Origin of the sequence: Algoriphagus machipongonensis (assembly GCF_000166275.1) — a bacterium.
Classification (GTDB): domain Bacteria; phylum Bacteroidota; class Bacteroidia; order Cytophagales; family Cyclobacteriaceae; genus Algoriphagus; species Algoriphagus machipongonensis.
Genome location: NZ_CM001023.1, coordinates 3111387 through 3124400, shown reverse-complemented (window position 1 = coordinate 3124400; position 13014 = coordinate 3111387). Strand labels below are relative to the sequence as shown.

The 13014-nt window shown below is 37.8% G+C and carries 12 protein-coding genes; 4 read left to right on the top strand and 8 right to left on the bottom strand.

Going from position 1 to position 13014, the window contains the following annotated elements:
• Positions 1–3: 3 nt before the first annotated feature.
• The 5 genes from ALPR1_RS13050 to ALPR1_RS13030 all read right to left on the bottom strand — a co-directional run bounded on the left by ALPR1_RS13050 (position 4) and on the right by ALPR1_RS13030 (position 4099).
• Entirely contained in the window at positions 4–1044 is a 1041-nt protein-coding gene (locus ALPR1_RS13050) for a S66 peptidase family protein (RefSeq protein WP_008201330.1), read from the bottom strand.
• Positions 1045–1197: 153 nt separating this feature from the next.
• A complete protein-coding gene (locus ALPR1_RS13045) occupies positions 1198–1557 on the bottom strand; it encodes a hypothetical protein (protein WP_008201329.1) in 360 nt (119 codons plus the stop codon).
• A 164-nt stretch (positions 1558–1721) separates the two neighbouring features.
• Positions 1722–3029: a D-alanyl-D-alanine carboxypeptidase gene (locus ALPR1_RS13040; RefSeq protein ID WP_050776396.1), complete on the bottom strand. Its 1308-nt coding sequence runs from the start codon at positions 3027–3029 to the stop codon at positions 1722–1724.
• Positions 3007–3402, bottom strand: coding sequence for a DUF423 domain-containing protein (locus tag ALPR1_RS13035; RefSeq protein WP_008201327.1), 396 nt, complete (start codon positions 3400–3402; stop codon positions 3007–3009). Before ALPR1_RS13035 ends, ALPR1_RS13040 begins: the two co-directional genes overlap by 23 nt.
• 19 nt (positions 3403–3421) lie before the next feature.
• Positions 3422–4099 (bottom strand): YggS family pyridoxal phosphate-dependent enzyme, encoded by a 678-nt coding sequence (locus ALPR1_RS13030; protein WP_008201326.1) that lies wholly within the window; start codon positions 4097–4099, stop codon positions 3422–3424.
• Positions 4100–4147: 48 nt separating this feature from the next.
• Between ALPR1_RS13030 and ALPR1_RS13025 the strand changes: the two genes are divergently transcribed.
• On the top strand, positions 4148–5698 hold the full coding sequence (locus ALPR1_RS13025; RefSeq protein ID WP_008201325.1) for a GH3 family domain-containing protein: 1551 nt from the start codon (positions 4148–4150) through the stop codon (positions 5696–5698).
• The gene (locus tag ALPR1_RS13020) at positions 5695–6327 is read left to right on the top strand and encodes a LysE family translocator (protein WP_008201324.1); all 633 of its coding nucleotides are present in this window, start codon (positions 5695–5697) and stop codon (positions 6325–6327) included. The genes ALPR1_RS13025 and ALPR1_RS13020 overlap by 4 nt, the downstream gene beginning before the upstream one ends.
• Positions 6328–6368: 41 nt before the next feature.
• Here the strand turns inward: ALPR1_RS13020 and ALPR1_RS13015 are convergent, their stop codons facing one another.
• Both ALPR1_RS13015 and ald read right to left on the bottom strand, forming a co-directional pair.
• Positions 6369–6953 (bottom strand): outer membrane beta-barrel protein, encoded by a 585-nt coding sequence (locus ALPR1_RS13015; RefSeq protein ID WP_008201322.1) that lies wholly within the window; start codon positions 6951–6953, stop codon positions 6369–6371.
• 202 nt (positions 6954–7155) lie between these two features.
• A complete protein-coding gene (gene ald, locus ALPR1_RS13010) occupies positions 7156–8274 on the bottom strand; it encodes an alanine dehydrogenase (RefSeq protein WP_008201320.1) in 1119 nt (372 codons plus the stop codon).
• A gap of 433 nt (positions 8275–8707) precedes the next feature.
• On the opposite strand from ald, the gene ALPR1_RS13005 reads away from it, so the two are divergent.
• Positions 8708–11122 (top strand): alpha-ketoacid dehydrogenase subunit alpha/beta, encoded by a 2415-nt coding sequence (locus ALPR1_RS13005; RefSeq protein WP_008201318.1) that lies wholly within the window; start codon positions 8708–8710, stop codon positions 11120–11122.
• Positions 11123–11178: 56 nt separating this feature from the next.
• Here ALPR1_RS13005 and ALPR1_RS13000 read toward each other — a convergent pair whose 3' ends face one another.
• Complete coding sequence (locus ALPR1_RS13000) at positions 11179–11850, bottom strand: hypothetical protein (RefSeq protein WP_008201316.1); 672 nt, start codon at positions 11848–11850, stop codon at positions 11179–11181.
• A gap of 67 nt (positions 11851–11917) precedes the next feature.
• Here ALPR1_RS13000 and ALPR1_RS12995 point away from each other — a divergent pair, with 67 nt between their 5' ends.
• Positions 11918–12913, top strand: a complete 996-nt coding sequence (locus ALPR1_RS12995) for a LuxE/PaaK family acyltransferase (RefSeq protein ID WP_008201314.1) — start codon at positions 11918–11920, stop codon at positions 12911–12913.
• Positions 12914–13014 lie beyond the last annotated feature (101 nt).

The following is a 13014-nucleotide window of genomic DNA, read 5'->3' as shown; positions in this document are numbered from 1 at the left end:
AGGTTATGAATCAAATACGGATTCTGTCATTACAAAGGTGCCCGCATCTGCATCCATTTTAACTTGAGCTCCTACAGGAATTATAAATTGCTTAGAAATATGTCCAATCATCGCGCCAGAGTATGCTGGTATATTGAGTGGTAAAATAAAATCGTCCAGAACCTGATCTACCGTCAAGGACCCATAACCGCCTCCAGGCTCACAATCGCTACACTGACCAAAAATAAACCCTTTAATTTGGTCCAATGTTCCATTGAGTTTTAAAGTGCTCATCATACGGTCAATGCGATAGGGATCTTCGCCAACATCTTCGATAAAAAGAATGGCGTCTTTAAAATCAGGGTAATAAGGAGAACCGGAAATTGCTGTAAGAACGGTCAGGTTTCCACCTAGGATTTTACCCTCAGCAATTCCTCCTTTTAAAGTTTGAATCCGGTTGGACTTTACTACCAAATCGTCACTTTCTGCATGTACATTTTCAAATGTGATTTTTTCCTGATCAAAGAACATGCGCTCAAATTGATCTACATTAAAACTATTCCAACTTCCTGATCCCATCGGACCATGAAAAGTGATCAAACCTGTTTGTGATTGGATCGCACAATGCAAAGCTGTGATGTCTGAATATCCCAAAAGCGGTTTTGGGTTTATCGAGATGGATTTATAATCAATAAGAGGTAAGATTCTTGCAGCGCCAGATCCGCCTCTTACACTCACGATTGCCTTTACCTCTTTATCGGAAAACATTTGGTTGAGATCACCCGCTCTTTCTTCATCGGTGCCTGCCAAGTGACCTCTTCGACTCATAGCATGGTCTCCTAGTTTTACTTGGAATCCCAATGCTTCCAATGCCTCTTTTGCAAAAGTGAATTGCATTCTGTCAGAAGAGGCAGCAGAAGGGCTTATTAGCCCAACGGTATCACCTTTTTTGATTGCATAAGGTTTCAATTCCTTCGCTAGATTCCCTTCTGGAAGGGCAAAAGAAAAAGCAGGAATTGAGGTAGCCAAAAGGCCTATGGATTTTAGAAAATCTCGTTTTTGCATCTTAGAATAAAATCAAATCTAAGATGTGAAATTAAGGTTTTTTTATTTGTTGTCTAGGAGCTGTTTCCTATTCTTCTGCGATGTGGAGATATGCAGGAAATACCAAGCGGGTATTCACTTTAATTTCTATCCTGAATACTAATATTATTCTGGTTAATCTAAATTACATGTTGAATTTCTTGACTTCCAAATTACCTGTTGGTTTTCCAGGTTATTGATAATTCCTTGTTCCTCTATAACATCTCCATTGCAGTCATAAAATGTAATCGCGATTGATAAGCAACTGGGGCAGCAATACCCAAAAAAGAATACAGTTTGACCTTCGTAAGTAGCCATGACCAAGTAGGTTTCATCTTTAAAATCACCTGATTCAATATTGGTAATGCTATCATTTAGCCAAGCTAAATTTTCAACTGGATCAGTGACACCGCAGGCACTTACGGGTTCCTCGGAATCCTTACAAGAAGCAAGAAAAATTAAAACAGATAGGAAGGGGATGAGGACCTTTTTCATATTGAGGAGATAAAAGTTGATCTTATTTTTAACTGTACGTAAGATTAAGTTGATCTGCTACAGTGATCCATAAAGTATAATTGTTGAAAAATTTTTATATCAAATTCACAAATCAAAGACCGGGAGTTGTCTATCTCATGGATCCAAAACTTGCATTCTAAAACTTACAACATATCCCTTATCATTACCATCACTTTTTCCATTTCTCTACGAACTACAGAAGCCTTGTACGGGTAGTTAGAGTTCATAAAAGCAAAGCAATAGATTTTTCCACTTTTGGTTTTGATTAAGCCTACTAAACTATGGTTATTACTCATGGTTCCGGTTTTGGCAAAAATGTAAGGTTCCTGAGCTTGATAGCTATTTTCAATTGTTCCCGAAACTCCACCTGTGGGCAATAATTCATAGAGTTGATCGTCAGGAAGCATCCTATAGATCTTTTCGAAAAGTGCAACCATGGTTCTTGGAGTCATCAAATTATGTCTACTTAGACCAGAACCATCAACCCATTGGGGTTTATCTGGTAGGTCAAAAAGATAAGTTTTTAGCAAGTATTCGATGGCTCTTTCTGTATCCAAACGTTGAAAAATCCGGTCTGAGACCATAAGCATCGTTTGTTCAGCCAAAAAATTATCGCTTTCCAACATCATTTCTTTTAGAATTGGAAGGAGGGGAGAGGCTCTCCAAACTTGGTTTTCTTTGGGTAAGCTATCGGATTGGTAAATCCATGTTTTCCCTGTGGCTTCACTTGCCAATTGGGTAAATAATTCAGGGCTATAGATGAATGGGATAAATTCTTCTCGCCCTCGAAAGTTGTTTGGATTGTAATAGAACCTGTTGGAATGAAAGTCTCTTTCCAGTTCTCGTGTGCTTCTTTGAGTAGGGTAAACTGATGATTGAAAAACTTTGGGAGAAACAACCGGTCTATTTCCATTTCTCTTCACCTGTACAAGATTTCCAAAAATGGGAAGAGAGGTTCTCTCGGCTGAGTAATCATAATAATAGTCATCCCATTGCCAGCCATATCCAAAAGCTGGAGAATCCTGATTCGCATCTGAGAAAATCACTGTTTGAAAGGGCGCTAGAAATTTTTTGAATTCTGGTTGATATAGTTCTTTATAGCCCCAACTTGGATCTCCAGCTCCCCATATTCGAATAGTGTCTCCCTGAGTGGTGTACCTGAGCGTTTGAGTGGAATCATTTAAGATAGACACTCCAGCAAAAAGAGTGAAAAGCTTGGTGGTAGAAGCTGGGATGAATCGCTGCTCGCTGTTTCTTTCAAAAACCACCGTTTGGCTGTCAAGATCATAGAGTTCAAAGCCCGAAAGATGTTTTGAAAAGAAACTCTGATCTCCTAAAGCAGACTCTAGTTTGAGGTATTGATCTCTAGTTAGTTGGCCATAAGAAAATTGGCTAAAACAAAAGAGAAGGAATATGAAAAGGATTTTTTTAGTCAACGACAATCTGATCATTTCTTAAAGCTGCATAAAATAAACCTAGCCAACCCATGATAAAGAAAACACCACCGATAGGTGTAACTGCTCCCCACCAGGTCACGCCCGTTAGGGATAAAGCATAAAGTGAACCAGGAAAAATAAGGATACCCAAAATCATACTCCAAATACTAAATTGAAGGCTTTTCCAATTGGGTTTTATCAATAAGATAGTTCCTATCAATAATAAGGCTAAGGAATGGTAAAAGTGATATTTGACAGCGGTTTCATAGGTCTCTATTCTGCCATTTGCTGTAAGTATGTCGGCAAGTCCATGCGCACCAAATGCTCCAATTCCTACTGCCAAAGCACCAGAAAGCGCTGCGATCATTATTGTTTGTCTGCCATTCATTTTTTGCCTTTTAAATGTATTAGTGATTGTAATCTCTTGCTCCAAAAATCGCTGAACCTATCCTCACCATGGTACTTCCTTCCTCTTGTGCGATCAGGTAATCTCCGCTCATTCCCATGGATAGTTCTTCCATCTTAACAAAGTCTGGAAGCTCTTGTTGTTTTAATTCTTCGAAAAGTCCTTTTAGACTTTTGAATTCTTTTCTCACTTGGTTTTGATCTTGGGTAAAAGTGGCCATTCCCATGAGACCTTTTATTTTGACATGAGTCAAAGCTTTAAAATGATCGTCTTTAAACATGGATTCCAGCTCAGCTTTATCAAAACCAAATTTGCTTTCTTCTTCAGCAATATGAATTTGTAGTAAGACTGAAATCACTCGATCTATTTTCGCCCCTTGTTTATTAATCTCCTTAAGCAGCTTAAATGAGTCAACTCCATGGATCAAATACACATAGGGAGCTATGTATTTAACCTTATTTCTCTGTAAATGTCCAATCATATGCCAACGGATATCTTCTGGTAATTCCGGATGTTTATCCTGCAGTTCTTGCACTTTGTTTTCACCAAAATCGCGAATTCCGGTAGCATAGGCAGCTTTCAGGTCCGCTATTGGTTTGGTTTTGCTTACAGCAACCAACAAACAGTTTGGGTTGACGAAAGTTTTTTTTACGTTTTCGAGATTGGCTTTAATGTCCATTTTCTATTTTTATGCTTCACTTTTGCCCACAAGGCCTAAAACAAAGATATGGCGATCATCAGTACTTTACTAAAAAGAGGCATCAGATTAAGAGAAAGTTTGGAGCAGGAATATTCCTCCCCATTAGAACTTCAAAAAGACACTCTTAAAAAACTCTTAATTAAAGCTCGGCATACAGAGATTGCATCAAAATATGATTTCTCGGCTATACTTAGAGGCTTTAAACTTGGAGATAATGAGTTTTACAATCGATACAAAACTCAAGTTCCTATTTATGATTACAATAAAATACATGCTGAATGGTGGTATTTGTTGCAGGAAGGAAGATCCAATGTGACCTGGCCTGGTGAAGTTAGGTACTTTGCACTTAGCAGTGGGACTTCGGGAGCTACCTCAAAATTTATCCCTATCACGACTGATATGGTAAGAGCGATCAGGAAAACTGGTGTGAGACAAATTTTATCACTTTCTAAATATGAATTACCGGGCTCGCTTTTTACAAAGGGAATTTTAATGTTGGGAGGGAGCACAGATCTAGAATTTAATGGAACCTATTTTTCTGGAGATCTAAGCGGAATCACTACTGGGAGATTGCCTATTTGGTTCCAACGTTTTTATAAACCAGGAAAGAAGATTTCTAGAAATAAAAACTGGAGCGAAAAGCTTGATCAAATCGTAAAAAATGCTCCCAAATGGGATATTGGAATTATTGTAGGCGTTCCAGCATGGCTACAAATTTTGATTGAAAAGATCATTGAAGAATATCAGGTAGATAATATTCATGAAATTTGGCCTAACCTTAAGATTTTTGTTCATGGTGGGGTTTCCTTTGAACCTTATAAAAAGGGCTTTGAAAAACTGTTAGGAAAGCCCATGATTTACATTGAAACCTATCTTGCATCAGAGGGCTTTTTGGCATTCCAAGCATTGCCCAATAGAAAGTCAATGCGTTTAGTTTTGAATAATGGGATTTTTCATGAGTTTGTCCCCTTCAAAGATGAGAACTTTGATGAGGAAGGAAATATTAAAGACAATGCTCAAACCTTAAAAATTGATGAAATACAAGAAGGGGTAGATTATGCCCTTTTGATCAGTACCTGCGCAGGTGCTTGGAGGTATTTAATTGGTGATGTGGTCAGGTTTGTTTCAAAAGAAGAATCTGAAATTATCATCACCGGAAGGACAAAGCACTACTTAAGTCTATGTGGAGAGCATTTGTCTGTGGACAATATGAACAAAGGAGTGGAACTTGCCGCGGAAGACTTGAATGTGAATGTTCGTGAGTTTACTGTATTAGGGGTTCCCTATGGTAGTTTATTTGCACATTATTGGTTTATCGGAAGTGATGAGAAAATAGATGAAGATTTATTTAAAGAAAAATTAGATCAACATCTTAAAGAATTGAATGATGATTACGCCGTAGAAAGAAAGCATGCTTTAAAGCAGGTGAAATTGAAGGTTTTGCCTGCTGCAGAATTTTATGGCTGGATGAAATCTATTGGCAAAGAAGGAGGGCAAAATAAGTTTCCACGTGTTCTCAAAGGTGAACGCTCTCAGTCTTGGCTAGATTATTTGAAAGAAAAAGGGTTTGAGGTTTGACTACAGCATTGATAGAAGGTCTCAGCATGGGGTTGTTACTTTCCGCGCTGGTAGGGCCGGTATTTTTCACTTTGATTCAAAGCTCCTTGGAGCATGGGTTCCGGTATGCTGCTACTCTAGCTTTGGGGATCCTAAGTAGTGATAGTTTTTATGTTTTACTTACTTATTTCGGGGTTAGTTACTTGTCAGGTGCTACCTATTTTCAAGAGGTATTGGGATACTCAGGAGGGTTAATCTTAATTGGTTTTGGAATATCTTCATTGGTGAAAAAGAATCCTGTTAGACCCAATACAGGAGGTATTTTAATTCCTCAAGTCAAGAAAAGGTCAGCTTTTATTAAAGGTTTTAGTATCAATGGGATCAACCCTTTTGTATTACTATTCTGGATTTCTATTGCCAGTATAGTTCAGATGAAAAAGAGTTTTGATCAAGGAGATGTGATGGTGTATTATCTGGGGATTCTAGGCACTGTTTTTTGTATTGACCTTATAAAAGCTTATGTCGCTAAACAATTGTCACATTTGGTGACGCCTAAAATGATGAATGGCCTTAACAAGGTGGTAGGGACAATAATGATCGGCTTTGGAGTAAGAATGCTTTATTTAACTCTTAATGGGTCAATTGTATAAAAAAAGGAGTACCATTTTCAAGCACTCCTTCTTACTGACATTTATTGGCCAAAATTGAGTTTAACTCCAAGGTTGATATAGAGATTTCTATGTTTGCCCAAGTCTATTGCTGAGACATCTTTTTGGACATTAGTCAATGACCATTCGTAGGTAGCATCTAGAAAAATTTTCCAGATATCGATTCCTGCACTCAAATATGTTCCCCAAGTCGGATTCTCAAAGTCATCTTTTTCAAAATCGTCACCCACTCCAGTAATGAAATATCCTGAAAATCCTCCAGAGGCATGAATGTCAAAATTTGAAGTTCCATCGCCAAGTAAATTTACCCCGACACCTACAGGAACCCTAAACCCTTTCACATCTGCACTGAAATTAGTTGTTGAACCGGTAGAGTTTTCAGTAACAAATTCAGTAGACTTGGCGAGATAGAAAATCCCAGGCTCGAAGTAGAATTTATTACCAAAAATTAAATTGGTACCGAGTTGAAAGCCAGGTTGAGCTTTGGCTTCATTGACATCATTGGAGAAATTAGAAAATGAAAGACCTACGGATGCTTTTGACTTGATCTGAGAAAATCCAGAGAAGGAAATCAAAACCATGGTAACTAATACTAGAAGCTTTTTCATATTGTGAAGATTAAAGGATGTAAAAATTTAAATAAATATATGAATAATTACATTGTGATAGCTATCCAATTTAGCTTAAATAGATTTTTCTATTTCTTTAAGTATATAAACTCTGTCGATTCTAATGATTGGTTAGAATTATTTAGGCATAAAAAAAGCCTTTCAGATGACTGAAAGGCTCTAAATAAAGTTCGTGATTGTTTTAATCAGCAAGATATTTTATTACAGGAGTGTAATCCATATCAAATGCTTCTGCAACTGCTTGATAGACAATGTCTCCAGAAATGATGTTTAATCCAGGGACTAACTCTGGGTTTTCTTGAGCTGCTTTTTTCCAACCTTTATCAGCTAATTGGATTGCGTAAGGAAGTGTTGCGTTTGTTAATGCTAGGGTAGAAGTATAAGGTACTGCTCCAGGCATATTAGCAACACAGTAATGAACCACATCGTCAATGATAAAAGTAGGGTCTTGATGCGTTGTTGGCTTACAAGTTTCGATACATCCTCCTTGATCTACTGCCACATCTACAAGTACTGTTCCCGGTTGCATATCCTTCAGCATATCACGAGTGATTAAGTGAGGAGCTTTTGCGCCTGGGATCAAAACTGCACCAATGATCAAATCATGATTTTGGATCATCTTACGAACATTGTATTCGTTAGACATCATTGTTTTTACGTTGGCAGGCATCACATCTGATAAATACCTCATTCTTGCCAAAGAAACGTCCATGATGGTAACATCTGCACCTAGTCCTGCTGCCATCCAAGCAGCTTGAGTACCTACAATACCTCCACCTAAGATTAATACTTTTGCTGGAAGAACTCCTGGTACTCCGCCAAGAAGAATACCTTTTCCCTGAAGGGGTTTTTCAAGGTAGTTGGCTCCTTTTTGAACAGCCATTCTTCCTGCCACTTCAGACATTGGAACTAATAAGGGAAGGCTTTTATCTGCTTTTTCTACTGTTTCATATGCCAAACAAACCGATTTGTTTTCGACCATGGCCTTAGTCAAAGGCTCGTAAGAAGCAAAATGGAAATAAGTGAACAACAATTGATCTTCTTTAATCAATTTATATTCTGGTTCAATAGGTTCTTTTACCTTCATAATCATTTCAGCTATTTCATAAGTAGCTTCAATGGTTGGAAGTATGTTTGCACCAGCTTCTACATAGGCTTCATCTAGAAAGCCAGACCCTTCACCTGCAGTATGTTGTACATAAACGGTATGACCTCTTTTGACCAATTCTTTAGCACCTGCGGGGGTTAGTGCTACACGATTTTCGTTGTTTTTGATTTCCTTAGGAACACCTATAATCATGGCTCGTAAATTTGGATTTGTATAAATGTTTACAAAGATACAACACAAAAATAAACTGAAAAGCAGTTTAAAGAATAGTATTTGGTATGATTTCGAAAAAACTTTGAAATCAAAATAATATTCTGTTTAAGAATTCTAATTTTATGAATCTTTTAATAAATGAGTTTTAAACAAGTTTAATTTGGAAAATTTTTTTCTGTGGAAAAAATTGTTACCTTCTACTTCTGGAAAAGGATTTTATCAATCTTTTTAGCTGACAAATAATTTTTTACAAAATTATATTTTGTAGTCAATTGTAATAATCGTCTCTTTCCAAATATTTAATCGAAAATTTCTGATTAGTAAATTTGTAAAAATACAGGTTTTGGCTATTTTTGGAATATGCTAGTAGTTAGCAATTATATGCCCAAAATAATTTTAGACTAATCGATTTATGGCAGAAGTACACCCAATTCCAAAAAATCAACATTCACCCAATTTTACTAAAGAGTCAATTTTAGAAGATTTTAGAGTTGCACTTTTAAGTAGGCATGCCTCCCTAGTTGGTAGGAAGGAAGTCTTTATGGGAAAAGCGAAATTTGGGATTTTTGGAGATGGTAAGGAACTCGCTCAAATCGCTATGGCAAGAGCTTTCCAACTTGGAGATTTTAGATCTGGTTATTACCGTGATCAGACATTTATGATGGCCTTAGGGGAGTTGACTGTTCAGCAATATTTTGCTCAGCTTTATGCACATACCAATGTTGATGCTGAACCAGCAAGTGCAGGAAGACTAATGAATGGTCATTTTGCTACCAGGTCATTAAATGAAGATGGCAGCTGGAAAGATTTAACAAAGAAGTATAATTCAGCAGCAGATATTTCACCTACTGCAGCGCAGATGCCAAAACTTTTGGGGTTAGCATTTGCTTCAAAGTTATATAGACAAAATAAAGGCCTTAAAGGGCTTACTAAATTTTCAAAACAAGGTAACGAGGTTGCATGGGGTACCATAGGAAATGCCTCAACTTCTGAAGGTTTGTTTTTGGAAACAATCAATGCAGCCGGAGTGATGCAGGTGCCAATGGTCATTTCGATTTGGGATGATGCTTATGGGATTTCTGTGCCTCAAGAATTCCACACCACCAAAGGAAGTATTTCAGATGCTTTGGCAGGATTTGAAAGAACGGATAGTCAGAAAGGGATAGAAATCATCAAAGTAAAAGGTTGGGATTATGAAGCTTTGATGAATGCATTTTTTGATGCCGGTACCTTAGCAAGAGAAGAACACGTGCCAGTGATGATCCATGTGGAAGAAATGACTCAACCACAAGGACATTCTACTTCCGGTTCACACGAAAGATACAAATCCGCAGAAAGGCTAAAGTGGGAAAAAGACTGGGATTGCATTAGGAAATTTAGGGAGTACATTCTTTCTTCTGAAATAGCCACTGCCGAAACCTTGGATAAGATAGAAGCTACTGTTAAGGCGGATGTGAAGAAACAAAAGGAGACAGCCTGGGCGGAATTTTCTAAAGAAATTAAATCGGACTTTCAAGAAGCGATTGCTCTTATAAGAGAGGCTGCAGAGGATAGTTCGAGAAAAGTGCTGTTGAATCAGATGGCGGAAGAACTGACTCGCACAATTAATCCTATCAGAAAGGATGTTATTTCTACTGTTCGAAAAGCGTTATTAGCCTTACGCTATGATCAGGGAGCATCTAAAACAGCTCTTAAAGATTGGTACGATGGACAAAAGGAAATCAACCACGATCGATATAACAGTCACCTTTATAGCCAATCAGAATGGAGGGTAGGTAATATTCAGGAAGTTAAACCTGAGTATGATGAAAATTCGCCATTAGTGGATGGCAGAGAAGTGTTACAGTCATTTTTTGATTATGCACTTGATAAATATCCTGAATTCTTTGCCTTTGGGGAAGATGTGGGTATGATTGGAGATGTAAATCAGGCGTTTTCTGGATTACAGGCCAAGTATGGTGATTTAAGAGTTTCGGATACGGGAATTCGTGAAGCTACTATTGTTGGGCAGGGAATAGGAAGTGCCTTAAGAGGCCTAAGACCGATTGCTGAAATCCAATATTTGGATTATATGCTCTATGGTTTACAAATGCTATCAGATGATTTGGCTTGTTTACAATATAGAACAAAAGGTGGTCAAAAAGCGCCATTGATTATTCGTACAAGAGGGCATAGGCTAGAGGGCGTTTGGCACTCAGGTTCACCTATGGGAATGATTTTGTCCTCGCTAAGAGGAATGGTAGTTTGTGTCCCAAGAGATATGACCCAAGCAGCAGGAATGTACGCGACACTATTGAAGTCGGACGAACCCGCTATTATGGTGGAAAGTCTGAACGGATATAGGTTGAAAGAAAAGCTTCCAAATAATATTGGGGAGTATACCGTGCCGATAGGCAAGCCAGAAGTATTGAGAGAAGGAAAAGATTTGACGGTTGTCACCTATGGTTCTATGTGCAGAATCGTTATGACAGCAGCAGAAGAATTGTTTGAGTTGGGAATTGATGTGGAGGTAATCGATGCACAAACCTTATTGCCATTCGATACTTATGGAATCATCGGTGAGTCCATCAAGAAAACCAATCGAGTGATCTTTGCAGATGAGGATGTGCCTGGTGCCGCTTCTGCCTTCATGATGCAGCAAGTGATAGAAGAGCAGGATTTGTTTAAGTTCCTGGATTCAGAACCATTGACTTTGGCAGCTAAAGCTCATCGTCCAGCTTATTCTTCAGATGGAGATTACTTCTCTAAACCAAGCATTGAAGATGTAGTAGAAAAAGTTTATGCTGTAATGAATGAGGTAGATCCTAAAACATTTCCAACATTCTGATTACTAAGTAACTTAAGAAAAAACAAAACCCCTTTCCTGAAGAAAGGGGTTTTGTTTTAGTCTTTTCTTATGCTTTGCAAGGTGACTTCAGGGCTCGATACCATGTTGCTGGCATTGAGTTGACGGTCTTGAATTCTGACCTCAACTTTTATCGTGTCATTTCTAAAAATAGAATTCCATCCTGAAGAGAGCATACTATATTTAATGTTTCCTTCAATCGCTTGACTATTTTCGTTATTTAAGATTTTTGGAAAACGTCCATTAAAAGTAGTGAAATAGGGAGGATCTTGCCATTTAAACTCCGTAAATTGCCCATTTCTCTTGATATAAAAGTTAATGAAGATATTATATTGATTAGGGTTTTGTACCACCCAAATGGTATCATTTACGACCGCATTATTGACGATGGGGTCGATGATCCAGTCAATTGGATTGTAGTCTGGAGCGTTTGAAGGCCTGTTGCTGTAATTAATCAATTCTCCTACACTGTTGCGTTGATATTCAACAGGGTTATAAGGAGGGTCAAATTCTGTGGCGCCTAAGCCCAAATCTCCTTCAGCGTCTTTGAAATCTATAGAAACAATTAGAGAATCTGGTCCAGCTGTCTCTACAAATTCAATATTTGAAAATTTGATTTCAGGAGTAGTAGGGAAGTTGTCAGGTGCGTTGACACATGAAAAACTTGCTGCTGCTAAAAAGAATATTCCTGAATAGTTTTTGAATCGCATAGGGTGAAAGTAAATTTACATCCTTCAAGGTGAATAGTTCCGTTAGGACTATGCAAAATATAAAACGATGCAGGATTTTAAAAGTTTTTCAGAACGCATAAAGGATTTAAAATTCAAGGATTTTGAATCCCTAGCGCTTGAGCTTTTTCGATTTCAGGCATCGGAAAATCAAATTTATAAAAAATACGTTGATGCGCGTCAAGTGGATGTCTCTCAAGTGAAACAACTGGAAGATATTCCGTTTTTGCCAATTCGTTTTTTCAAGGATTTTGAGGTCATCAGTGGAGACTCAAACCAATATAATGGATACTACTCAAGTAGTGGGACCACCGGTATGATCACGAGTAAGCATTACATTTGGTCTGAAAAATGGTATTTAAACCATGCTCAGAGGATTTTCGAATCCTCTTATGGTCCATTAGATCAATTCCATGTGTTAGCACTTCTACCAGCTTATTTGGAAAGAAAGGGTAGCAGCCTTGTGAGTATGGCCGAGCATTTTATCAACCAAAGTCATTCGTCTCATTCTGGGTTTTATCTGTACAACCAGGAGGAATTGATAGCTAAAATGAAGGAGTTGGCGGGAGACTCCAAAAAAGTACTTTTGCTAGGAGTAACTTTTGCCTTACTTGATTTAGCAGAGTCAGGGAGAGAATTTCCAAAAATGGATAACTTGATAGTGATGGAAACAGGAGGGATGAAAGGAAGAAGGAAAGAAATGATTCGAGAGGAGGTTCATGCGATCTTGAAGCCATTTTTTGGATTAGACTTTATTCATTCTGAATATGGTATGACTGAAATGATGTCACAGGCCTATTCTAAAGGGATGGGGAAATATACTTTACCTGCTTCAATTCGCGTTTTGTTAAGAGATACCAATGATCCCCTTGCCATGTCTTCACGTCGACAAGGTGGTATAAACATCATTGACTTAGGTAATTTTCATTCTTGCGCTTTTTTAGAAACTCAAGATTTGGGAAGAATTGATGAGGAAGGATGTTTGGAGGTATTGGGAAGGTTTGATAATAGTGAAATTAGAGGATGTAACCTTCTGGTTCAATAATTGCAATACTTAGAATTAATCAACATATTTGGTCAGTATAAAACAGGAACTATGAAAAAATTAGCAACAATCGCATTATTAGTAGGGATCATGGCATTAGG

Coding starts and splice junctions, on each gene's coding strand:
- ALPR1_RS13005 (WP_008201318.1), top strand. CDS start 8,708: ATGGCAGAAGTACACCCAATTCCAAAAAATCAACATTCACCCAATTTT.
- ALPR1_RS12995 (WP_008201314.1), top strand. CDS start 11,918: ATGCAGGATTTTAAAAGTTTTTCAGAACGCATAAAGGATTTAAAATTC.
- ALPR1_RS13035 (WP_008201327.1), bottom strand. CDS start 3,402: ATGAATGGCAGACAAACAATAATGATCGCAGCGCTTTCTGGTGCTTTG.
- ALPR1_RS13025 (WP_008201325.1), top strand. CDS start 4,148: ATGGCGATCATCAGTACTTTACTAAAAAGAGGCATCAGATTAAGAGAA.
- ALPR1_RS13000 (WP_008201316.1), bottom strand. CDS start 11,850: ATGCGATTCAAAAACTATTCAGGAATATTCTTTTTAGCAGCAGCAAGT.
- ALPR1_RS13015 (WP_008201322.1), bottom strand. CDS start 6,953: ATGAAAAAGCTTCTAGTATTAGTTACCATGGTTTTGATTTCCTTCTCT.
- ald (WP_008201320.1), bottom strand. CDS start 8,274: ATGATTATAGGTGTTCCTAAGGAAATCAAAAACAACGAAAATCGTGTA.
- ALPR1_RS13045 (WP_008201329.1), bottom strand. CDS start 1,557: ATGAAAAAGGTCCTCATCCCCTTCCTATCTGTTTTAATTTTTCTTGCT.
- ALPR1_RS13040 (WP_050776396.1), bottom strand. CDS start 3,029: ATGATCAGATTGTCGTTGACTAAAAAAATCCTTTTCATATTCCTTCTC.
- ALPR1_RS13030 (WP_008201326.1), bottom strand. CDS start 4,099: ATGGACATTAAAGCCAATCTCGAAAACGTAAAAAAAACTTTCGTCAAC.
- ALPR1_RS13050 (WP_008201330.1), bottom strand. CDS start 1,044: ATGCAAAAACGAGATTTTCTAAAATCCATAGGCCTTTTGGCTACCTCA.